Origin of the sequence: Pinirhizobacter soli (assembly GCF_015905305.1) — a bacterium.
GTDB lineage: Bacteria > Pseudomonadota > Gammaproteobacteria > Xanthomonadales > Rhodanobacteraceae > Pinirhizobacter > Pinirhizobacter soli.
Map to the genome: position 1 here is coordinate 1,805,635 of NZ_JADZLQ010000001.1, position 18,979 is coordinate 1,824,613.

The window sequence follows — 18,979 nt, forward strand, 5'->3', positions numbered from 1 at the left end:
TACGCTGGCGGCTTCGGCGTCTTTTTGGTGCCAGGGGGTGGTCACCATGGATTCTGCACCTGTTGCACTGGTCGCCGAGGGCGACCGGGTTCTGGCGGAAACGCTTGCCGATTCCCTTGAAGTGATGGGATTCGACCCGGTTGTGGTCAGAAACGAAGGTGCTGCAAAACGAGTGCTGGACGACATCGGCGAACCGGACCTGCTGGTGTGTGACGCGGTCTTTGGCAAAGGGCGTCAGCCTTTCGTGTTTGCGCGCAAAGAAGCGCTGCAGGCGCCACGACTGCCGGTCGTTGTCACCACTACCCCCGAGGCGCCGACCCCTGCAGACCTGCGTGGACGGGTTTCCACAGCGGAGAAGCCCTTTGGCAAGGTGGATCTCCAGGAAGGTGTGATCGGGGCACGAAAGAAGGCTGGTCCGAACCATACCTGAGCCTCGAACGACCGGACCAGGCAGCGCCCCCTGCTGACGTTCTCAACACAGCGTTTGGCGCTGTTACACGCCTAGGATAGGCGCGGACACGGGCTTGAGGTCCGCCTCGAACGTACGCCACTGACCATCGCCGCCTTGCAGGGCAATCTGCGCCGAGTCACCCAAAGCGGAGCAGGCACGTGCAGCCTTGCTCGCGAATGACAGCGCATCCTTGCGGGATGAAAAGCCACGACAGCCCTGGCCGCTTTCGACGACCCAACCCTGGGCGCCCCGCCTCTCAAAAGGGATTTCAAATACCGTGGGAGGCGTAAGGAAAGGCATGAAGAATGCTGACCGAACGCGATACCTGAGCGCGGGTAACTCCCGTGAGGGTGGTCGTCACGGGGCCAGTGATAACTGGAGATCGTCCCAGATGCAAAGCGGTGATGTGATTGATGTCGCGGGAGACTTGAGTGAGGTGCATATTTGAGGCATGTCAGCTTTCAGTATTGACCGGTGGGGCCAATGGCAAATGAAGCGTTTGTTGTACAGAAGCTGGTCGGGATGCGAACTCGCACCCGGGCCGTCGTTCTCCTAGTCACCATGGTTGGCTTAGCGACGGCTTACGGTTGTCATCCCAAGACGCCCGCAGCCGAAAAGGTCCGCGCAGACAACGTGTTTGAAATCATCTGGGTGACATCCCATGAAGCCCTTCTTGTAGTCCGCCCGATTACTGGCTATGAAGACTTCAAGGGAACAAAGTTCATACCGCCAGTGGACCCGGTCACGGGGCAGCGCTACGAATTCCACCGGGAGGGCAACAAGGTCACCGTGTGTGCGGTCTTCGACGAAGCCACACCAGACTTCAACGGTAAAGAAAAAATTCGGTTCGGCGACCCCATGGTCCACAGCTTTGGCACTTGGAGTCATGGCCCCGGGCGACAGTGCATCAGCCAGGACGTCTGGCATCCGGCAGGACAGTCAGGGGGAAACCTGAGCCTTAATAAGCAGGACTGTTGAGCTCCTGGGCAATCACATCCTGACAGCCGCCCTACTGCGTCCGCAGCGCCTCAATTTGCGAGACCTCATCTCGTTCGGCCGAGAAGCTCTCCTGCCAACTCACGCGCCGACCCTCGATACGACACGGCCAAACCCAATCCGAAGAAGAGAGCGCTCGACACCAACGCATTCTCCACACGCAACATGGGATGACCGAGAAGCATGTTGTAGGCAACATAGCTGCCGTCGACGACAGCCCAAGTAACTGCCAAGGCAACCACGACGCTAAAGACCCAGCCCGGTCGACGGTACCGCACCGCAGTCGCGATCAGTCGCACGACCCAGGGCGCAAATAGGTAAGCGAGCACCCCCATCAGAATACTGATGCCGACGTCCCAGTCCGGGAAGCTGTAGGTCACCGCGCCCCAAAGCAACCAGGCCATCCCTACGAAAAAGACAGCGAGTTTCCAGGGCCGCAAGAGTTCGATCAATTCCATGAACATCCTCGAATTTGTCTTAAGCCCCGGCGCATCCCTCAGGCTGATTATACGTAGCCCCACAAACGAAAAAGCCCCTGATTTCTCAGGGGCTTTTCAGTTTTGGCTGGGAGACTAGGATTCGAACCTAGATAAACGGAGTCAGAGTCCGTTGTCCTACCGTTAGACGATCTCCCAGTAACTGGGCCGGCAACGCGCTCTGACCTTGGAGCGCTGCCAGTGAAACGTAATCCCGGGGGATTAGCGCTTCGAGAACTGCGTGGCGCGACGGGCCTTGTGCAGACCGACCTTCTTACGCTCGACTTCGCGGGCGTCGCGGGTCATGAAGCCGGCCTTGCGGAGCGGCGACTTCAGGTTTTCGTCGTACTCGACCAGGGCGCGCGAGATGCCCAGGCGGATGGCGCCGGCCTGGCCGGTGATGCCGCCGCCGGCAACCGTCACCGTGATGTCGAACTTGTCGGTGTTGTCCGTGAGCTCGAGCGGCTGGCGCACGATCATGCGGGAGGTTTCACGACCGAAGAACTGCTCGAGCGTCTTGCCGTTGACGACGATGGCGCCGCTGCCCTTGCGGAGGAAAACGCGGGCGGCGGAGGTCTTGCGGCGGCCGGTGCCGTAATTCTGCGAAATTGCCATGTCGATTCCTTAGATTTCCAGCGCCTGCGGCTGCTGTGCGGTGTGCGGGTGCTCGGCACCACCGTAGACCTTGAGCTTGCGGTACATCGCACGGCCCAGCGGGTTCTTCGGCAGCATGCCCTTGACCGCGATCTCAATCACGCGCTCCGGGTAGGTAGCCAGCAGATCCTTAAGACTGGTGGTCTTCAGGTTGCCGACGTAGCCGGTGAAGCGGTGGTACTTCTTGTCGTCCAGCTTGTTGCCGGTGACGGCCACCTTGTCGGCGTTGATCACGACGATGTAATCGCCGGTATCGACGTGCGGGGTGTATTCCGGCTTGTGCTTGCCGCGGAGGCGACGGGCGATTTCGGTCGACATGCGACCGAGCGTCTTGTTCGTCGCATCGATGACGAACCAGTCGCGCTTGACGCTTTCCGGCTTGGCGCTGAACGTTTTCATTTCGAAAATACCTGATAGCCGCCAACTTGGCGGAACACGGAATCGGTGGACCAAAGACGCGAGAGGATAACGGAATCGTCACCTTGCGCGCAAGCCACGCCCACGAAGGGCATCGGGCCGACAATGATAACATGTGTTCAAGGAAAAGGAGCCCCCAAACCATGCCTGTCCGCCATTTTAGCCCACTCGACCGCGTCCTGTCCGGTATCGAGCACGCCATGGAAGCCGTGGCCGGCAAGCCGGAGGCCATCCGACCCTCCCCCGGCCAGGGGGCGCCGGAGGCCGACATGGACGATATCCAGCGCCGGGAAGCCGCCGGGCTGATGCGCATCAACCATACCGGCGAGGTCTGCGCCCAGGCCTTGTACATGGGCCAGGCGGCCCTGGCCCGGGACGGCACCGTCCGGGCCCACCTGCTGCATGCGGCCTCAGAGGAAACCGACCACCTGGCCTGGTGTTCGGAGCGCCTGACCCAGCTCGATAGCCGCCCGAGCCTGCTCAACCCCCTCTGGTACGCCGGCTCCTACGCCATCGGCGCCGCCGCCGCCCTGGTGGGCGATCCGGTGAGCCTGGGCTTCGTGGTGGAGACCGAGCGCCAGGTCGAGGCCCATCTGGCCGAGCACCTGGAACGCCTGCCGCCCCACGACGAGCGCTCCCGCGCCATCCTGACCCAGATGCAGGTGGATGAAGCCCGCCACGCGGTGCAGGCGCAGGACCGTGGCGGCGTAGCCCTGCCCCGACCCATTCCCACCCTGATGCGGGGCATGTCGAAGGTGATGAAGGCCGTCGCCTACCGGATCTAATCTCCGGACAGAAAAAACCCCGCTCGAGGCGGGGTTTTTTCGTAAACGATGGAACTGGCCGTTACATCAGGTTCCGGCCATGGAACAGCTCTTCGATCTCGCGACGCAGCAGCGATTCAATGCGCTGGCGGTCCTTGAAGGAGAGGTCGTCGGCCTGGGCCTCGAAAAGGTAGGTATCGAGGTCGAAGTCCTTGATGTGCATCTTCGTGTGGAAGATGTTTTCCTGGTAGACGTTCACGTCGAACATCTCGTACTTCTGGCGGATATGGCGGGCCAGGTAGTCCTGAACGGAATTGATCTTGTGGTCGATGAAGTGCTTCTTGCCCTTCACGTCGCGGGTGAAGCCGCGCACGCGGTAGTCGGCCACCACGATGTCTGATTCGAAGCTGTCGATCAGGAAATTCAGCGCCTTCAGCGGGGAGATGACGCCGCAGGTGGCCACGTCGATATCCGCACGGAAGGTGGCGATGCCGTTATGCGGATGGGTTTCCGGATAGGTGTGGACGGTGATGTGGCTCTTGTCCATGTGCGCAACCACGGCACCGGAAATCGTGTCGCGGCCGAGTTTCTCGACCACCGGCTCTTCGGAGATCAGGATCGTCACCGAAGCACCCTGCGGATCGTAGTCCTGGCGCGCGATGTTCAGGATGTTGGCGCCGATGATCTCGGCCACATCAGTAAGGATCTGTGTCAGGCGATCGGCATCGTATTGCTCATCGATGTACTCGATGTAGCGCTGGCGCTGCTCTTCCGACACGGCATAGCAGATGTCGTAGATGTTGAAACTCAAGGCCTTGGTCAGGTTGTTGAAACCCTGCAACATCAGGCGGGGAAGCGGTTTTACCACGGCGGCACTCCGGGACCGCTCGCGCGGCCTACAGTTGACACGGGTTAGCAGCTAGGGTCCCCGCTTTCGAAAAAAGAACGTCCAGGCGTCAAGCTTTAACGTTCGATGTGACCGGGACAAGACAGCCCGCCCGGTCGAAAGGACGAAATTATGAGCCAAACCGGCGTGGATTTGAATCCGTCGCAAGATGAGTCATTCCTGCAATAATCGAAGCTCGCGAGGAGCTGGGGCCCTGCCGGCGTAGCCCTCGGGCGTGATGACCTCGCGCCCGCCACGACCCTCATGGCTTACTGGAACCGAACGTGGCCCAACTCAAATACTTGTTGCAACAGCAGTTCGAGCGCTCGCAAGCCCCGGTTAGCTTCGCCCCAGACCCGGCCACGATGGAACGTTTCCTAGGCGCCTGCCACCGGCGGCGCTACCCGGGTAAAACCGCCATCATCCGACCCGGCGACCCCGCCAACACGCTCTACTACGTGATCGACGGCTCGCTGGCCGTATGCACCGAAGACGAAGAAGGCCGCGAACTGATCCTGGCCTACATCAACCGGGGCCAGTTCATCGGCGAGATGGGTCTGTTCGTGGAGCAGGCCCAGCGCGAATCGCTGGTGCGCACGCGCACGCCCTGTGAAATGGCCGAAATCAGCTACGAGCGGATGTTCCAGCTGCTGGAAACCACACTTGCCGACGATTGCCCGAAACTGCTGTTCGCCATCGGCGCGCAACTCACTGACCGCTTGCTGCGTACCTCGCGGCAGGTCAGCCGGATGGCCTTCATGGACGTCACCAGCCGCGTCTCGCGCACCCTGCTGGACCTGTGCACCGAGCCCGACGCCATGACCCACCCGGAAGGCACGCAGATCCGTATTTCCCGCCAGGAAGTCAGCCGCATCGTCGGCTGCTCGCGCGAGATGGTGGGCCGGGTGCTCAAGCAGTTGGAAGAAGAACGAATGATCGACGTCACCGGCAAGACGATCGTGGTGCGCGGCACCCGCTAACCGTCGTTACCGGCGCGGGTCGTACACCATGTAGACGTCGGCACGGGCGTAGTGCGAGCCCTCGCGCACGCCCGGCTGCATCACGAAGCCGGCCCGCTCGTACATCCCCAGGGCCTTCTTCAGCACGCTGCTCGATTCCAGGAACAGCTCACGGCCACACAGGCGGCGGTAGGCATCCAGCGCCGCGTCCATGAGCTTGCGACCGGCGCCCAGGCCCTGCCAGGCCTCATCCACGGCCATCTTGGAAAGCTCAAAGACACCCTCGCCCTCGTGCAACAGCGCGCAGGTGCCGACGATGATGCCTTCGCAGCGGGCGAAGAGGATCACCCCGCCCTGGGCCAGCACCAGGCCTTCCGGGTCGGACAGCACGGCATCGTCCACGGCTTCGACCACGAAATAGCGTTCCAGCCAAGCCACGTTGAGGCGGCGGAAATCGCCGGCATAGGCCGGCTCATAGGCGACGATTTCGACTTCGGCGGACATCAGGGCGCCATGTTCCCGCAGGATGGCATCGGAAAGCGACTGCCGGCGTAGAGCGTCTTCGGTACCGGCAAGCGCGCCCAGCAGCAGGCGGGAGATGCCCGGGTAGTCGCGGTTCACCGTGCGCCGGATGGCAAGCCACATGGGTTCGAGCTGGCGCAGGGCATGGCGCGCCGTCGCCGTGGCTGCCAGCGTGCCCGTGCCGCGGCGCTCCACCAACCCTTCGCGTACCAGCAGGCTGGCCAGCGGGTTCACCGTGGTGTGCGGCAGGCCCAGGGCCAGGCAGATGTCGGTCGATGACGCCGGGCCGTGGTCCCGCAGGAAGCGCAGGATGGGGATCCAGCGCGACTGCAGAGTCGAGCCAGTGGCCTGGAAGACGTCGTCGATAGACTGGTAAAGCTGCTCGCTGAGCGCGTGCAGGCGGCTGGCAAGGGCCAGCTCGGCTAGGGAATCGAAATGCATGACGCGGGAGGGGGTACGCGGGGAGGGCTAGCCCGCCAAGGTAGCGGCACTTAAGCCCGGGCGCAATCGGCCATCAGTACCATGCGACCCTTCCAACCGCCCGGCCCAGGGCTTTTTCAACGCGTTTGCAGGTGCGTGGCGTGGCATTGACCATCATCGGCTCGGTGGCCGGTCGCAGCATCGGGATGTCCCGCCAGGAATCGCTATAGGCCACGTCCCAGCGGGCAAGGCCGATCTCGGCAAGGCTCGCCAGCTTGCGGGCGCCGATGTTGTGGCGGCGTACGCGCATGCCGAGCCAGCCGGGCCGGAATGTCGACGCCAGCACCGGGACACCCGCCAGGCCCAGTTCGTCCAGGATGGCGCGCGCCAGGGTTTCCTCACAAGCGGTGACCACCATCACCCGCTCGCCGGCATGCAGGTGCCGGCGCAAGGCCGCGATGCCATCTCGCGGGAAGAGCCTGGGGGTACGCGCCAGCTCCACGCCGAACGCCGTTGCCATCTGTTCGTACCGGGCCGGGCCGACGAACAGCAAAGCCAGGCGCACCAGGAAATGCGCCGCGGCCTTGCGCGAAAAGATCGCCAGCAACAGCCACACGGGTGAGGTCACCAGCGCCAGCAGCTTGCGGCCGAACGACCGCTTGTAACGTGCGCGCATGAACAGGGTGAATGAATCACCGCGAATCAACACGCCGTCGAAGTCGAACAGCACCACGCGCGCGCCATCTTCAAGTGGCGTTTCCGCGCCTTCCACCGCTTCCCCTGTCGTCACGATGGCTGCCTAGTTGAAGAGATCGCGCAAGGCGCTGCCGGGGTCTGGCGCACGCATGAAGGCCTCGCCGACCAGGAAGGCGTCGATGTCGGCCGCGCGCAGGCGCGATACGTCTTCCCTGGCATGGATGCCCGATTCGGTGACGAAGATGCGGCCGGGCGCCACCAGGGGCCGCAGCCGCAGGGAAGTTTCCAGCGAGGTTTCGAACGTGCGCAGGTTGCGGTTGTTCACGCCCACCAGCGGCACCGGCAGCGCCAGCGCTCGAATGAGTTCGTCTTCATCGTGCACTTCGGCCAGGACGTCCAGGTCGAGCTCGGCGGCCAGCAGGGAGAGATCCATCAGGCGCTCGTCGTCGAGCGCGGCTACGATCAGCAGGATGCAGTCGGCGCCGATCGCACGTGCCTCGTACACTTGGTACGGGTCGATGATGAAGTCCTTGCGTAGCACCGGCAGCGAGCATGCCGCTCGCGCTTCCTGCAGATAGGCTTCGCTACCCTGGAAGAAGTCGGCATCGGTAAGCACCGACAGGCAGGCGGCGCCGCCAGCTTCGTAGCTGCGGGCGATATCGGCGGGGTGGAAATCGGCGCGGATCACACCCTTGCTGGGGCTGGCCTTCTTCACTTCGGCGATCACGGCGGGCAAGCCGGCGGCGATTTTCGCTTCCATGGCGGCGGCGAAGCCACGCGTGTCGGGAAGGTCACCCACGCGCGCGACGAGGTCGTCCAGCGGCACTGCTGCATGGCGCGCGGCGATTTCTTCGACCTTGCGGGCGAGGATGCGATCGAGGATGTCAGTCATAAAATACTTTTTCTAGGCGCCGGCGAGGCGGCGCGTCACGGCAACGAACTGGTCTATTTTCGCACGGGCGGCGCCACTGGCGATGGCCTGGCGGGCGGTGGCGATGCCATCGGCGATGGAATCGCTCACCCCGGCGGTGTATAGGGCGGCGCCCGCGTTCAGGCAAACGATCTCGTGCGGCACGCCGGGCTTGCCTTCCACGGCCTCCAACAGCATGGCCATGGATTGGTCTGCATTTTCCACTTTCAGGTTGCGGCTGGACGCCATGGCAAGGCCGAAATCTTCCGGCTCCACTTCGTACTCGCGCACTTGCCCGTTGCGCAGTTCGCCCACCAGCGTGGCGGCGCCGAGTGAGAGCTCGTCCATGCCATCCCTGCCCCACACCACCATCGCGTTGCGCGCACCCAGCGCCTGCAACACGCGCACCTGGATGCCGACGAGGTCCGGATGGAATACGCCCATCAGGATGTTCGGCGCACCGGCGGGGTTGGTAAGCGGCCCGAGGATGTTGAACATGGTGCGCACGCCCATTTCGCGGCGCACGGGCGCCACGACCTTCATCGCCGGATGGTGATTGGGCGCGAACATGAAGGCGATGCCGGTCTCGGCCATGCACTGGGCCACCTGCGCCGGGCGCAGTTCGATGGCGGCGCCGAGCGCCTCGAGCACGTCGGCACTGCCGGAACTCGATGAAACGCTGCGGCCACCATGCTTGGCCACGTGCGCTCCGGCCGCGGCCGCCACGAACATCGCCGCGGTGGAAATGTTGAAGCTGCTGGCACCGTCGCCGCCGGTACCGACGATGTCCACGAAGTGATCGTGCGGCGGCAGTTCCACGCGGGTGGAGAGCTCGCGCATCACGCGTGCGGCGCCGGTGATCTCGCCGATGGTTTCTTTCTTCACGCGCAGGCCCGTGATGATCGCGGCCGTCATCAACGGACTCACTTCCCCGTTCATGATCTGCCGCATCAGGTCGACCATCTCGTCGTGGAAGATCTCACGATGCTCGATGGTCCGCTGCAGCGCCTCGGAGGGGGTGATCACCTGGCGTCCGCTCATGCAGCGATCGACAGCGGCTGGCCGAGGAAATTACGCAGGAGGTCGTGGCCGTGCTGGGTAAGGATCGATTCGGGATGGAACTGGACGCCCTCGATATTGAGCGTGCGATGACGCAGGCCCATGATCTCGTCGATGCTGCCGTCGTCATTTTCCGTCCAGGCGGTGACTTCCAGACAGTCGGGGAGCGAGGACTGCTCCACCACCAGCGAGTGGTAGCGGGTGGCCACGAACGGGTTGGGCAGGCCTGCGAAGACGCCCCGCCCCCGATGACGAATGGAGGATGTCTTGCCGTGCATGATCTTGGCGGCACGCACCACCTTGCCGCCGTAGACCTGGCCGATGGCCTGGTGGCCCAGGCAAACGCCGAAGATGGGAATCTGGCCGCCCAGGTGGCGAAGTACGTCAAGTGACACGCCGGCATCGTTGGGCGTGCCCGGACCCGGGGAAATCATGATGCGCTCCGGCGCCAGGGCACGGATATCCGACACCGACAATGCGTCGTTGCGCACGACTTTCACCTCCTGGCCCAGTTCGCCCAGGTACTGGACGAGGTTGAAGGTAAAGCTGTCGTAGTTGTCGATCATCAAAAGCATAAACTGCCTAAACGATTGATTCTGTTAGAAATAGCAAAAGATCGTCCCACCGCGCGTGTCAGCGGGAGAAAGACCTCGTTGGACATTCTATGCCACGCAGCAACGTCGAGAACGCCTGCCGTTAGTCAGGCAGAAACTCCAAAGTTCAACGCTCCCAGGGCGAGGGTGTATCCAGCAGGCGTTGCAGTGCCTCGGGATCGCTCAAAGGAGCTTCGAACAAATCGTTAAATCGCTGGAGCTGATTTTGGGTCAACGGGAAATGGGTTTGGCTGGCGGTAGGCATGGAGATATCGGGGAAGATGGCCGTATGTACATTGTAGCCACCTCCCCGACCAAGGCCGCGTCAGGCCGCCGCAGCAACCCCCGCGCGCATCGCTTGCGCCGCGGCCACCATCGCCTCCAATGCCGCACGCGTCTCCGGCCATCCCCGGGTCTTCAACCCGCAATCAGGATTCACCCATAGCTGCTGCGGCTTGAGTACGGCCACGGCCTTCTCGAGCAAGTCGGTCATCTCCGACGACTGCGGCACCCGAGGTGAATGAATGTCGTAAACGCCAGGACCGATGTCGTTGGGATAACGGAAGCGCACGAAGGCGTCGAGCAGTTCCATGCGCGAGCGCGAAGTTTCGATGGAGATGACGTCCGCATCCATCGCCGCCACCGCGTCCATGATGTCGTTGAATTCCGAGTAACACATATGGGTGTGTACCTGGGTTTCATCCGCCACGCCCGAGGCGGTGAGACGGAAGGCTTCCACCGCCCAGTCGAGGTATGTTTTCCAGTCGGCGCGGCGCAACGGCAGACCTTCGCGCAAGGCCGGTTCGTCGATCTGGATCACGCCGATGCCCGCGCCTTCCAGGTTCAGCACTTCGTCGCGCAGGGCCAACGCAATCTGACGGCAGGTCGCCGAACGCGGCTGGTCGTCGCGTACGAACGACCACTGCAACACGGTGACGGGGCCTGTAAGCATGCCCTTCATCGGACGTTCGGTGAGCGACTGGGCGTACTGCGACCAGCGCACCGTCATCGCCTTCGGGCGACGCACGTCGCCGAAGATGATCGGCGGCTTGACGCAGCGCGAGCCGTAGCTCTGCACCCAGCCGAGTTTGGTGAAGGCGAAGCCATCGAGCTGTTCGCCGAAGTACTCCACCATGTCGTTGCGCTCGAACTCGCCGTGCACAAGCACGTCCAGGCCGATCTGCTCCTGGAAGCGCACGCATTTTTCGGTCTCGGCCGCCAGGAAGGCGTCGTAGTCGGCGTCGCTGAGCTTGCCTGATTTGTTCTGCGCCCGCGCCTCGCGCACCTCGTGCGTCTGTGGGAATGAACCGATGGTGGTGGTCGGGAACAGCGGCAAACCCAGCCGTTTGGCCTGCGCTTGCTGGCGCTCAGGGTAAGCGGATTGGCGACGCGTGGCCGAGGGCCCGATTGCAGCCAGTCGCGCGGCGACGTCCGGGCGATGCACCAACGCCGAGTGGCGGCGACGGTCCTGGCGGCCGCGCGCATCGAGCAGGGCGACCTCTGCTTGCAGCTTGCCGTCCAGGGCATCGCCAAGGACGCGCAGTTCCTCGATCTTCTCTCGTGCGAAGGCGAGCCAGTCATGGATCTCCTTCGGCAGGGAGCGCTCCAGCGAAGCGTCGATCGGCACGTGCAGCAGCGAGCATGACGGCGCCAGTTCAAGCGACGACGAACCGATCGCGTCGCGCGCCTGCCGGGCCAGTACGAGCGCGCGGTCCAGATCGGTACGCCATACATTGCGGCCGTCCACCAGGCCGAGCGACAACACCAGGTCCCGCGGCCAGGCGAGCAACACCGTATCCAGCTGGGCTGGCGCACGCACCAGGTCGATATGCAGACCGTCGACGGCCAGTTCGCGCACCAGCGGCAGGTTGTCGCCGACGTCGCCGAAGTAGGTTGCCAGCATCAGTTTCGGTCGGTCCGCCTTGGCCAAGGCAGCATAGGCGTGTCGATACGCCGCTTTGTCATCGCCGTCGAGGTCGAGCACCAGGCAAGGCTCATCGATCTGCACCCACGGGGCACCGGCAGCCTTCAGCCGGCCAAGCAGTTCGGCATACACCGGCAAGAGGCGATCGAGTAGCTCCAGGCGGTCACTGCCATCCACCGTCTTGGCAAGCAGGAGAAAGCTGACAGGTCCCAGCAACACCGGGCGAGCCTGCAGGCCCAGAGCGCGAGCTTCCAGGTACTCCGCGACTGGCTTGTCGCCACGCAGGCGGAACACCTGGTCGCCGGTGAGTTCAGGCACAAGGTAGTGGTAGTTGGTGTCGAACCACTTGGTCATCTCCAACGCATGCAGGTCGTAACCGCCTTTCTGCGTGCCACGCGCCAGGGCGAAATAGCCGGCCAGCGGATCGGCATCGGCCAGGGCTCGGTAGCGCTCGGGAATGGCGTCGAACAGGAAAGCGGTATCGAGCACGTGGTCGTAAAGCGAGAAGTCGTTGCAGGGCACGATATCGGCGCCTGCGTCACGCTGCAGGGTCCAGTGGCGATGGCGCAAGTCGCGTGCGGTGTCTTGCAGGACTTCCCCGCTGGTGTCGCCGGCCCAGTAAGCCTCCAGCGCGCGCTTGAGCTCGCGCTTGGTGCCCACGCGCGGGAATCCAAGGTTGGCAATGTTCGTCATGTGTAGCGTTTCCTCTCATGCGTGATGAAGAGGAACGAAGGAACCGCGCGCAAGCGATCCCAAGGAGAAGGACGCACCCGACACGCCAGCGACCTTCGCCCCCGCGGGCGAACCGGATCAACACACGGGGACGCACGGAGAAACGCGCCACGGGCCGAGGGCCGCAACGCATGGCTCCGGTCGCCTCCCCGCGGAAGCTCCAGGTCAAAACAGGGATGGCTCCCTGGTCGCGGCAGGTCTTCGGGCTCGTGGACGAAAGGCGTCGCGCGCCTTGCCTACTGTCCGCCGCTTCCCGGCCCCGGAAGGGGCCAGTGCTTGTGGCGAAGGTCGTTTCCACACACCGCTGCGGGGCAGCGCCGGAATAAGCCGTTAGGCCTCACCGGACTTCCCTTTTAATCGCATCTCTCTATCTTGATGAAGAGATGCAAACCGCGACGAGGCGTAAGCTACGCCTGCGCGGGGGAAAGGTCAAACTGCCCGGGCGTACCATCGGAGTTCGCCCACAACGGATTGATCCGTATCGGTTCACCCCGATATCGGGGCACTTAGGGCAAAGAAAGCGGAGGCGACATGGCAACCGGCTGGGCAGGCGATGGCGCGGTGCAGGACCAGATCGACGCGACGGTGAACGACGCGGTGGAACGCGCGCGTCGCCAGTTGAAGGACGGTCCTGGTCTGAAGCGATGCGAGGAATGCGACGCGCCCATTCCCGCCGCGCGGCGGAAGGCCGTGCCCGGTGTCCGCCTGTGCGTTGCGTGCCAGCAGGCTGCCGATGACGACCAGGGCGCCCACTTATTCAACCGGCGTGGCAGCAAGGACAGTCAGCTGCGTTGACGGTCAGGCGCTGGCCGCGTTTTCGACCTGCAATGGCCCCAGATCCGGCGCGTAGTGCGACGCGGTATCAACCTCTTCAGCCCCATGCGCCTCGGCCGCGGCATCGGCAAGTACCTTGCGCAACGCAACCACGGAGCGCAGGTTTCGCTCCATCTCGGCGACGGTCAGCGGAAAATAGTTGTCGTCGCGATCGCTGGCCAGCCAGCTGGCCACGCGCTGGTGATCCACCGGTACCTGCATTGCGTGCAGGGCAGCCAGCACGTCGTTGGCGTCCAGTCCCGCCACTTCGCACACCAGGCGCCACAGCCAGTTCACGCGCTGGGGATCGAGCCCGCGAGTCATCGGCGGACGCTGGTACGGTCGGGAGTTGAGGTCGCTCATGGCATGCAATCCCGGATGCGGGAGGTTCGATGCCTGTTCTATCGGCAAAATCTCACGGGGCTTGAATGTGCCCTAGCGCGGCGTGGTCGCTACAGGAGGCGCCGGGAAGGCGAAAAGCTCGCTGGTGTAGGTTTCCACCACCAGGCTGAAGGGTCGTCCCTGGCCGTCGTAGAGCACGGCCTTGTGGCGGAGCACCTGGTGGGGGATCGCCAGCGACCGGCTCGCCCCGGGCAGTGCGGGCGAGATTTCCCACCCCTCGGGCAGCGCGTGCCACAACGTTTCCGCCGACTTCGTTTCCCGGCGGAAATGCAGCTCGGCAACGACCTTGCCGAACGGCTGGTCGGTGGTGTCCAGGATGTGGTTCATGTCCGGCGTGAGGCGCGCCGGCACGTACCAGTTGTCGGCCTCGGAAAGCACGTGACCGCCACAGGCCAGCTTGACGCGGCGGTAGCGTACCGGCTCGTCGGCACCGATACCCATCAGCTGCCGGTCGTCGGCCGACAGGGGCTTTTCAATGTGATCGCGCTGGGCGGTGATTTTTGCCGTGTCAGCCAGATGATGGGCGTCGCACCAGCCTTCCAGGGTGAGCGTGGCGCTGGGGTGGCTTAGCAGGTCGGCGTTGAACGTCTGCAGCAATGCCACCGCCTGCGTACGCGTGAGCTGCGAATCGGGCCACGATGGTGCGTCACGCGACAGCACGGGCAGCGAGGCCACAACGGCCAGCGCAAACAGCACGCCTGCAACGCGCACGCGCTTTCGAGACATCAAAGCGTTGCTCATCAAAGCCCTTCCACCGCCTGCGCCACGGCGCGGAAAAGCGCACGGCCCTTATTCATGGTTTCTTCCCATTCGGCGCCCGGGTCGGAATCGAACACCACGCCGCCACCGGCCTGCACGTGCAGGCGGCCGTCCTGGATCACCGCGGTGCGGATGGCAATGCAGGTATCGCCGTCGCCCCACCAGCCCAGCCAGCCGATGGCCCCGGCGTAGATGTTGCGTTTGAAGGGCTCCAGTTCCTGGATGATCTCCAGGGCGCGGATCTTCGGTGCGCCGCTGACGGTGCCGGCGGGGAACGTGGCCTTGATCACATCCATATACGACATGCCGTCGGCCACCTCGCCTTCCACCTGCGAGACGATGTGCATCACGTGCGAATAGCGCTCGACCACGAAGGACTCGGTGAGGTTCACCGTGCCCGTGCGGCTGACCCGGCCCACGTCGTTGCGGCCCAGGTCGATCAGCATCAGGTGCTCGGCGCGCTCTTTCGGGTCGGCCAGCAATTCTTCTTCCAGGGCCTTGTCGTGGGCCTCGTCGTCACCACGACGACGGGTGCCGGCGATCGGCCGCAGCACCACCTTGCCTTCCTGCAGCCGCACCAGGATTTCCGGCGACGAACCGACGATCTGCGTCCTGCCGATGTCGATGAAGTACATGTAGGGCGAGGGGTTCATCGCGCGCAAGGCACGGTAGACGTCCACCGGCCTTGCGTGGAAGCCCACGGACAGGCGCTGCGAGGGCACTACCTGGAAGATGTCGCCGGCGCGGATGTATTCCTGCGCGCGGCGCACCATCGCCTCGTACTCCTCGCGGGTGAAGGATGATTTGAAATCGGTCTCGTCCAGCGCCACGGACTGCGTGGGCTGCGGATACCCTGCCCCGCCCTGGCGCAGGCGATGAACCAGTGCATCGAGCCGGCGCTGGCCCTCTGCATAAGCCTGGGGACGCGAGGGATCGGCGTGGACGATGAGGTACAGCCGGCCCTTGAGGTTGTCGAAAACCGCCAGTTCCTCGGCCAGCATCAGCAACACATCGGGTGTGCCCAATTCATCGCGCTTGTCCCATTGCGCAAGGCGTGGCTCGATGTATCCGATGGTTTCGAAACCGAAATAGCCCACCAGGCCGCCGGTGAAGGCTGGCAGGCCTGGCAGCCGGGGTACGTCGTACTGGGCACGGAGCTTTTCGATTTCGCCCAGGGGATCGGCCAGGGTGCGGGTTTCCACCACCTCGCCGCTGTCTTCCACCTCGAGTGTGTGGCCGCGCAGGCGATACACGCGCCGCGCCGGCAGGCCGATCATCGAATAACGACCCCAGGTGGCGCCGCCCTCGACCGATTCGAACAGGAAGGTATACGGCCCGTCGGCAAGCTTCAGATACACCGACAGCGGGGTGTCCAGGTCTGAGAACACCTCACGGACCAGGGGGATACGCGTGTGGCCCTGGGCCGCCAGCGCATCGAATTCGTCACGGGAGATCACGTCGTTCGCATCCGCGCGTCAAAGACGTTCGATTGTAGCGGCAGATCTACAGTCGGTGACGTGTCATTGGACGCACATGCAGCACGAAGGCCACCCCCGAGCCATCGGCAAGATTGTGCGCGCTGGCGGTGCCGCCGTGGCGCTCGGCCACCAGGCGTACCACGTACAGGCCCAGCCCCAGGTGCGGCGCGTCGCCGGGCGTGGCCTTGTCGCGCAGGCTCACCAGCGAATCGAACAGGCGGCCGTGCATGGCCTCGGGCAGCGGCGGGCCCTGGTTGGCCAGCTCGATCTCGGCGCCATCGGGCACTTCCCGCAGGCTCACTCGCAGCCAGCCGCCGAGCGGTGTGAACGACAGCGCGTTGTCGAACAATTTATCCAGTGCCTGGGCCAGGAGCTCGGGCGCCGCGTGCATGCGCAGCGGCCCGTCGGGCAGCACGCACTCAACCGTTCGATCGCCAGCCAAACCACGGTAGGCCGCCGCGCAGCCGCCCACCACGGCGGCAAGATCCACTTCCTCGGCCTCCGCCGCGGCGATCGCCCGCTCCATGCGGCTGGCTTCGCTCATCGCCCGCACCAGGGTGCCCAGGCGGGCCACGCCGTCGCGCGCACGCGCCAGATACGGGCCGGCTTCGGGCGGCAGCGAAGCCTGCTCGAGGTTGTCCAGCGAGGATTTGACGATCGCCAGCGGGGTATTGAGTTCATGTGACAGCTTCGAGGCCAGCGTGCGCAGGTAGTCGGTGTAACCGCCCACCACCTGCAGCAACTGGTCGAAGCTTCGAGCCAGGTCGCCCAGCTCGTCGCTGGCATCGGTCAGCGGGAATCGGCCGTCCAGACGGCCATCGTTCTGCTGGGCAAGCTCCGCTGCGTCGCGCAGGCGGCGAAGGCGCAGGGTAAGGCGGGTGGCGAACGCCAGCAGCACGCCGCCGGCCACCAGCAGGGCAAGGAAGCTGATGATGAAGAGTCCCAGCAAGGCCCGGTTGGCCAGCAAAGGCACGTTGCGGTTGGCCTGCTCGAGCACCACCACCGCGCGCACGCTGCCTTCCACCTCCACCGGCATGGCGGCGCTAAGCACCACGCTGCCGCGCGATTGCCCGGCACGCCAGGCCACCGCGGGTTCGCCGCCCAGGGCCTGGCGCACTTCGGGAAGATCCACCCTCGGCACGTCCTCGGCCCATTCAGCGGCCGGATCCAGGCGTCGGGACAGCAGCGAGGCGTAGACCAGCGACGCAAACCATCCTGGCCTCTGCGCCGGCGGCAGGTCGGCGACGCCCAGCTTGCCGTGCTGGGCCAGCAGCCACGCTCCCGGCGCCAACAGGCGCACGCGTACTTCCGGCGGCGCCAGCCGGCCAAGTTCGGCGGAGGTGGAGGGCGAGAAGCCGATCAGGGGCCGTGTTTCCTGTGCCACCGGGTCGCCGCCCGCGGCGGCGCTATAGACGCCTAGGCCCAACCGGTCCAGGACGATGCTTGCCGGGATGCGCAGCTCCACGCGGTACCCGCTTCCGTCTTCCTGCCATTGGGCCTGCAATTGCCCGGGGAGGTTGCCGGCGGCCTCGTCGATGCTGACCGCCGTGACGGCACCGGGTGCGTCCGAGGCAATCAGGTAACGGCGCTGCTCCACGCCGCGGCCAAGCAGCAGGGTGACATGGTCGGCGCGGCGCGCGGCATTGTCGAAAACATCCGGTCGCGTGCGACGGGCGGTGCGCACGTCGATGAAGAGGTAGAGCCAGTCGCCCTCGCGGGCCAGCATCAGCTTGGCATTGCCCGGCAATGGCTGCGACCAGGGCGTCATCGTGGCCCAGTCATCGCCATAGCCGTCGACGGTGATCGGCACCGACGTGTCCTGCACATACCAGCCCCCGCGCGCGGGCGGAAGGTCGGTATCGAGCACCGCAAGCGTACGGGCCAGCGCGCGCGCCGACGCTGAAAGCGCCTGGGCCTGGCCATCACGCAGCAGGGATTCCATCTGGCGCACGTACAGCCAGCCGGCCAGCGGCAGCACCAACGTGCACAGGGCTACCAACAGCAGTTTGCGCCGCAGGGTCATCGGCGGTGAGCGCTCACGGGTGCCAGCGGTAACCCACGCCGTGTACTGTCTCGATGGCGTCGAAATCCGGCGCCAGCGCAATGAATTTCTTGCGGATGCGCTTGATGTGCGAGGTGATGGTGGCATCGTCCACCACCAGCTCGGCCTCGCGCATCAGCTGGTCGCGGTTTTTCACGTGGCCGGGAAAACGCACCAGCGTGTGCACCATCCAGAACTCAGTCACCGTCAGCGGGATCTCGATGCCACTCCAGGTGACGCGCATCCGCTCGGACTCCAGCTTCAACGACCCATGGCTCACCACCGTTTCGCTCGAGGCCGGCGCCTTGAGCGACTCAATGCGGCGAAACAGGGCCGCAATGCGGGCAGCCAGCTGGTGCAGGCTGGTGTCCTTGGACAGGTAGTCGTCCGCCCCCAGGCGCAGGCCGGAAATCACGTCGAAATCAGAATCACGGGCGGTCAGGAAGATGATCGGCAAAGTCGCCGACTTCGCGCGCAATTCCCGGCACAGGTCGAAGCCGCCTTCCGGTTCATCACCCAGGCCGATGTCGATGATCACCAGTTCCGGCAGGCGCATGGCGAAGGCGGTGGAGGCATCGCCCCGCGAACCATAGCCACGTGCCTCATAGCCGAAGCGGTTCAAGGCCTCGACGTAGTTGGCGCGGATGAGCGGTTCATCCTCGACGATCGCGATGCTGCGGGCCATGGGCTTTCCGTAGTGGGTGACGGGTGGACTTCCGTGAAGCGTGGCGCGTGGTCGCGCCGCACGCAAGCCACCGGCCTGCATTGCCCGCACATTGCCATATCCCCGCCGCCGACCGGGCCGATGGGGGCGGTGAACTACACATGCCGCCCGTACTTGAGACCCGCCATGGAACACCGCCCCGACCGCAACGCCGAACTTGAGCGAAATTTCGAGCCCCTGCGCGTGGGACTTGCGATCGGCGCCCTGCTCCTTGGCATCCTGATGAGCCTGCACTGATGCAAGACCCCGACCCGATGTGGATCCCCCTGTAGCCCCTGGGCAGGCCCCCTCACGGCATGAGGG

At 64.5% G+C, this 18,979-nt stretch carries 20 protein-coding genes, 1 tRNA gene and 1 riboswitch; of the genes, 5 read left to right on the forward strand and 16 right to left on the reverse strand.

Features of this window, described 5'->3' with window-relative positions:
- Window positions 1-46: 46 nt before the first annotated feature.
- Together NDK18_RS07920 and NDK18_RS07925 are read left to right on the forward strand one after the other, a co-directional pair.
- Window positions 47-430 carry a hybrid sensor histidine kinase/response regulator gene (locus tag NDK18_RS07920; protein ID WP_250627480.1) on the forward strand — a complete coding sequence of 128 codons (384 nt, stop codon included), beginning with the start codon at window positions 47-49 and terminating at the stop codon, window positions 428-430.
- Window positions 431-934: 504 nt separating this feature from the next.
- A complete protein-coding gene (locus tag NDK18_RS07925; RefSeq protein WP_250624827.1) occupies window positions 935-1,429 on the forward strand; it encodes a hypothetical protein in 495 nt (164 codons plus the stop codon).
- A 65-nt stretch (window positions 1,430-1,494) separates the two neighbouring features.
- On the opposite strand, the gene NDK18_RS07930 is transcribed toward NDK18_RS07925, so the two are convergent.
- From NDK18_RS07930 to rplM, 4 genes are all read right to left on the reverse strand, one after another.
- Window positions 1,495-1,905, reverse strand: a complete 411-nt coding sequence (locus NDK18_RS07930) for a hypothetical protein (protein WP_250627481.1) — start codon at window positions 1,903-1,905, stop codon at window positions 1,495-1,497.
- 103 nt (window positions 1,906-2,008) lie between these two features.
- Window positions 2,009-2,082: transfer RNA gene (locus NDK18_RS07935), tRNA-Gln, on the reverse strand.
- 63 nt (window positions 2,083-2,145) lie between these two features.
- A complete protein-coding gene (rpsI, locus tag NDK18_RS07940; RefSeq protein WP_250624825.1) occupies window positions 2,146-2,538 on the reverse strand; it encodes a 30S ribosomal protein S9 in 393 nt (130 codons plus the stop codon).
- Between the two features lie 9 nt (window positions 2,539-2,547).
- Complete coding sequence (gene rplM / locus NDK18_RS07945; RefSeq protein WP_250624824.1) at window positions 2,548-2,976, reverse strand: 50S ribosomal protein L13; 429 nt, start codon at window positions 2,974-2,976, stop codon at window positions 2,548-2,550.
- Window positions 2,977-3,137: 161 nt separating this feature from the next.
- On the opposite strand from rplM, the gene coq7 reads away from it, so the two are divergent.
- Window positions 3,138-3,779, forward strand: a complete 642-nt coding sequence (gene coq7 / locus NDK18_RS07950; protein ID WP_250624823.1) for a 2-polyprenyl-3-methyl-6-methoxy-1,4-benzoquinone monooxygenase — start codon at window positions 3,138-3,140, stop codon at window positions 3,777-3,779.
- A 61-nt stretch (window positions 3,780-3,840) separates the two neighbouring features.
- Here coq7 and speD read toward each other — a convergent pair whose 3' ends face one another.
- A complete protein-coding gene (gene speD / locus NDK18_RS07955) occupies window positions 3,841-4,626 on the reverse strand; it encodes an adenosylmethionine decarboxylase (RefSeq protein WP_250624822.1) in 786 nt (261 codons plus the stop codon).
- A gap of 383 nt (window positions 4,627-5,009) precedes the next feature.
- Here speD and crp point away from each other — a divergent pair, with 383 nt between their 5' ends.
- Complete coding sequence (crp, locus tag NDK18_RS07960; RefSeq protein ID WP_284691553.1) at window positions 5,010-5,624, forward strand: cAMP-activated global transcriptional regulator CRP; 615 nt, start codon at window positions 5,010-5,012, stop codon at window positions 5,622-5,624.
- A gap of 6 nt (window positions 5,625-5,630) precedes the next feature.
- Here crp and NDK18_RS07965 read toward each other — a convergent pair whose 3' ends face one another.
- The 6 genes from NDK18_RS07965 to metE form a co-directional block, all read right to left on the reverse strand.
- Window positions 5,631-6,566 carry a GNAT family N-acetyltransferase gene (locus NDK18_RS07965; RefSeq protein WP_250627482.1) on the reverse strand — a complete coding sequence of 312 codons (936 nt, stop codon included), beginning with the start codon at window positions 6,564-6,566 and terminating at the stop codon, window positions 5,631-5,633.
- A 73-nt stretch (window positions 6,567-6,639) separates the two neighbouring features.
- Entirely contained in the window at window positions 6,640-7,335 is a 696-nt protein-coding gene (locus NDK18_RS07970) for a haloacid dehalogenase-like hydrolase (RefSeq protein ID WP_250624819.1), read from the reverse strand.
- A gap of 9 nt (window positions 7,336-7,344) precedes the next feature.
- Window positions 7,345-8,133 (reverse strand): indole-3-glycerol phosphate synthase TrpC, encoded by a 789-nt coding sequence (gene trpC, locus NDK18_RS07975; protein ID WP_250627483.1) that lies wholly within the window; start codon window positions 8,131-8,133, stop codon window positions 7,345-7,347.
- A gap of 12 nt (window positions 8,134-8,145) precedes the next feature.
- Complete coding sequence (gene trpD, locus NDK18_RS07980; RefSeq protein WP_250627484.1) at window positions 8,146-9,192, reverse strand: anthranilate phosphoribosyltransferase; 1,047 nt, start codon at window positions 9,190-9,192, stop codon at window positions 8,146-8,148.
- A complete protein-coding gene (locus tag NDK18_RS07985) occupies window positions 9,189-9,785 on the reverse strand; it encodes an anthranilate synthase component II (RefSeq protein WP_250627485.1) in 597 nt (198 codons plus the stop codon). The genes trpD and NDK18_RS07985 overlap by 4 nt, the downstream gene beginning before the upstream one ends.
- 343 nt (window positions 9,786-10,128) lie before the next feature.
- Window positions 10,129-12,420: a 5-methyltetrahydropteroyltriglutamate--homocysteine S-methyltransferase gene (metE, locus tag NDK18_RS07990; protein ID WP_250627486.1), complete on the reverse strand. Its 2,292-nt coding sequence runs from the start codon at window positions 12,418-12,420 to the stop codon at window positions 10,129-10,131.
- 214 nt (window positions 12,421-12,634) lie between these two features.
- A riboswitch (cobalamin riboswitch) is annotated at window positions 12,635-12,869 on the reverse strand.
- Between the two features lie 121 nt (window positions 12,870-12,990).
- Between metE and NDK18_RS07995 the strand changes: the two genes are divergently transcribed.
- Entirely contained in the window at window positions 12,991-13,254 is a 264-nt protein-coding gene (locus tag NDK18_RS07995; protein WP_250624814.1) for a DksA/TraR family C4-type zinc finger protein, read from the forward strand.
- Window positions 13,255-13,257: 3 nt separating this feature from the next.
- Here the strand turns inward: NDK18_RS07995 and NDK18_RS08000 are convergent, their stop codons facing one another.
- The 5 genes from NDK18_RS08000 to pdsR form a co-directional block, all read right to left on the reverse strand.
- Window positions 13,258-13,635 carry a hypothetical protein gene (locus tag NDK18_RS08000; protein WP_250624813.1) on the reverse strand — a complete coding sequence of 126 codons (378 nt, stop codon included), beginning with the start codon at window positions 13,633-13,635 and terminating at the stop codon, window positions 13,258-13,260.
- 72 nt (window positions 13,636-13,707) lie between these two features.
- Window positions 13,708-14,415: a hypothetical protein gene (locus tag NDK18_RS08005; protein WP_250627487.1), complete on the reverse strand. Its 708-nt coding sequence runs from the start codon at window positions 14,413-14,415 to the stop codon at window positions 13,708-13,710.
- Complete coding sequence (gene trpE / locus NDK18_RS08010) at window positions 14,415-15,890, reverse strand: anthranilate synthase component I (RefSeq protein WP_250624811.1); 1,476 nt, start codon at window positions 15,888-15,890, stop codon at window positions 14,415-14,417. The genes NDK18_RS08005 and trpE overlap by 1 nt, the downstream gene beginning before the upstream one ends.
- Window positions 15,891-15,936: 46 nt before the next feature.
- Window positions 15,937-17,934, reverse strand: coding sequence for an ATP-binding protein (locus NDK18_RS08015; protein ID WP_250627488.1), 1,998 nt, complete (start codon window positions 17,932-17,934; stop codon window positions 15,937-15,939).
- 13 nt (window positions 17,935-17,947) lie between these two features.
- Window positions 17,948-18,637 carry a proteobacterial dedicated sortase system response regulator gene (gene pdsR, locus NDK18_RS08020; protein WP_250627489.1) on the reverse strand — a complete coding sequence of 230 codons (690 nt, stop codon included), beginning with the start codon at window positions 18,635-18,637 and terminating at the stop codon, window positions 17,948-17,950.
- Between the last annotated feature and the right edge of the window lie 342 nt (window positions 18,638-18,979).

Coding starts and splice junctions, on each gene's coding strand:
- NDK18_RS07965 (WP_250627482.1), bottom strand. CDS start 6,566: ATGCATTTCGATTCCCTAGCCGAGCTGGCCCTTGCCAGCCGCCTGCAC.
- rplM (WP_250624824.1), bottom strand. CDS start 2,976: ATGAAAACGTTCAGCGCCAAGCCGGAAAGCGTCAAGCGCGACTGGTTC.
- NDK18_RS07930 (WP_250627481.1), bottom strand. CDS start 1,905: ATGGAATTGATCGAACTCTTGCGGCCCTGGAAACTCGCTGTCTTTTTC.
- NDK18_RS08000 (WP_250624813.1), bottom strand. CDS start 13,635: ATGAGCGACCTCAACTCCCGACCGTACCAGCGTCCGCCGATGACTCGC.
- NDK18_RS07985 (WP_250627485.1), bottom strand. CDS start 9,785: ATGCTTTTGATGATCGACAACTACGACAGCTTTACCTTCAACCTCGTC.
- NDK18_RS07920 (WP_250627480.1), top strand. CDS start 47: ATGGATTCTGCACCTGTTGCACTGGTCGCCGAGGGCGACCGGGTTCTG.
- coq7 (WP_250624823.1), top strand. CDS start 3,138: ATGCCTGTCCGCCATTTTAGCCCACTCGACCGCGTCCTGTCCGGTATC.
- NDK18_RS07995 (WP_250624814.1), top strand. CDS start 12,991: ATGGCAACCGGCTGGGCAGGCGATGGCGCGGTGCAGGACCAGATCGAC.
- crp (WP_284691553.1), top strand. CDS start 5,010: ATGGAACGTTTCCTAGGCGCCTGCCACCGGCGGCGCTACCCGGGTAAA.
- metE (WP_250627486.1), bottom strand. CDS start 12,420: ATGACGAACATTGCCAACCTTGGATTCCCGCGCGTGGGCACCAAGCGC.
- rpsI (WP_250624825.1), bottom strand. CDS start 2,538: ATGGCAATTTCGCAGAATTACGGCACCGGCCGCCGCAAGACCTCCGCC.
- trpC (WP_250627483.1), bottom strand. CDS start 8,133: ATGACTGACATCCTCGATCGCATCCTCGCCCGCAAGGTCGAAGAAATC.
- pdsR (WP_250627489.1), bottom strand. CDS start 18,637: ATGGCCCGCAGCATCGCGATCGTCGAGGATGAACCGCTCATCCGCGCC.
- NDK18_RS07925 (WP_250624827.1), top strand. CDS start 935: ATGGCAAATGAAGCGTTTGTTGTACAGAAGCTGGTCGGGATGCGAACT.
- trpD (WP_250627484.1), bottom strand. CDS start 9,192: ATGAGCGGACGCCAGGTGATCACCCCCTCCGAGGCGCTGCAGCGGACC.
- NDK18_RS08005 (WP_250627487.1), bottom strand. CDS start 14,415: ATGAGCAACGCTTTGATGTCTCGAAAGCGCGTGCGCGTTGCAGGCGTG.
- NDK18_RS08015 (WP_250627488.1), bottom strand. CDS start 17,934: ATGACCCTGCGGCGCAAACTGCTGTTGGTAGCCCTGTGCACGTTGGTG.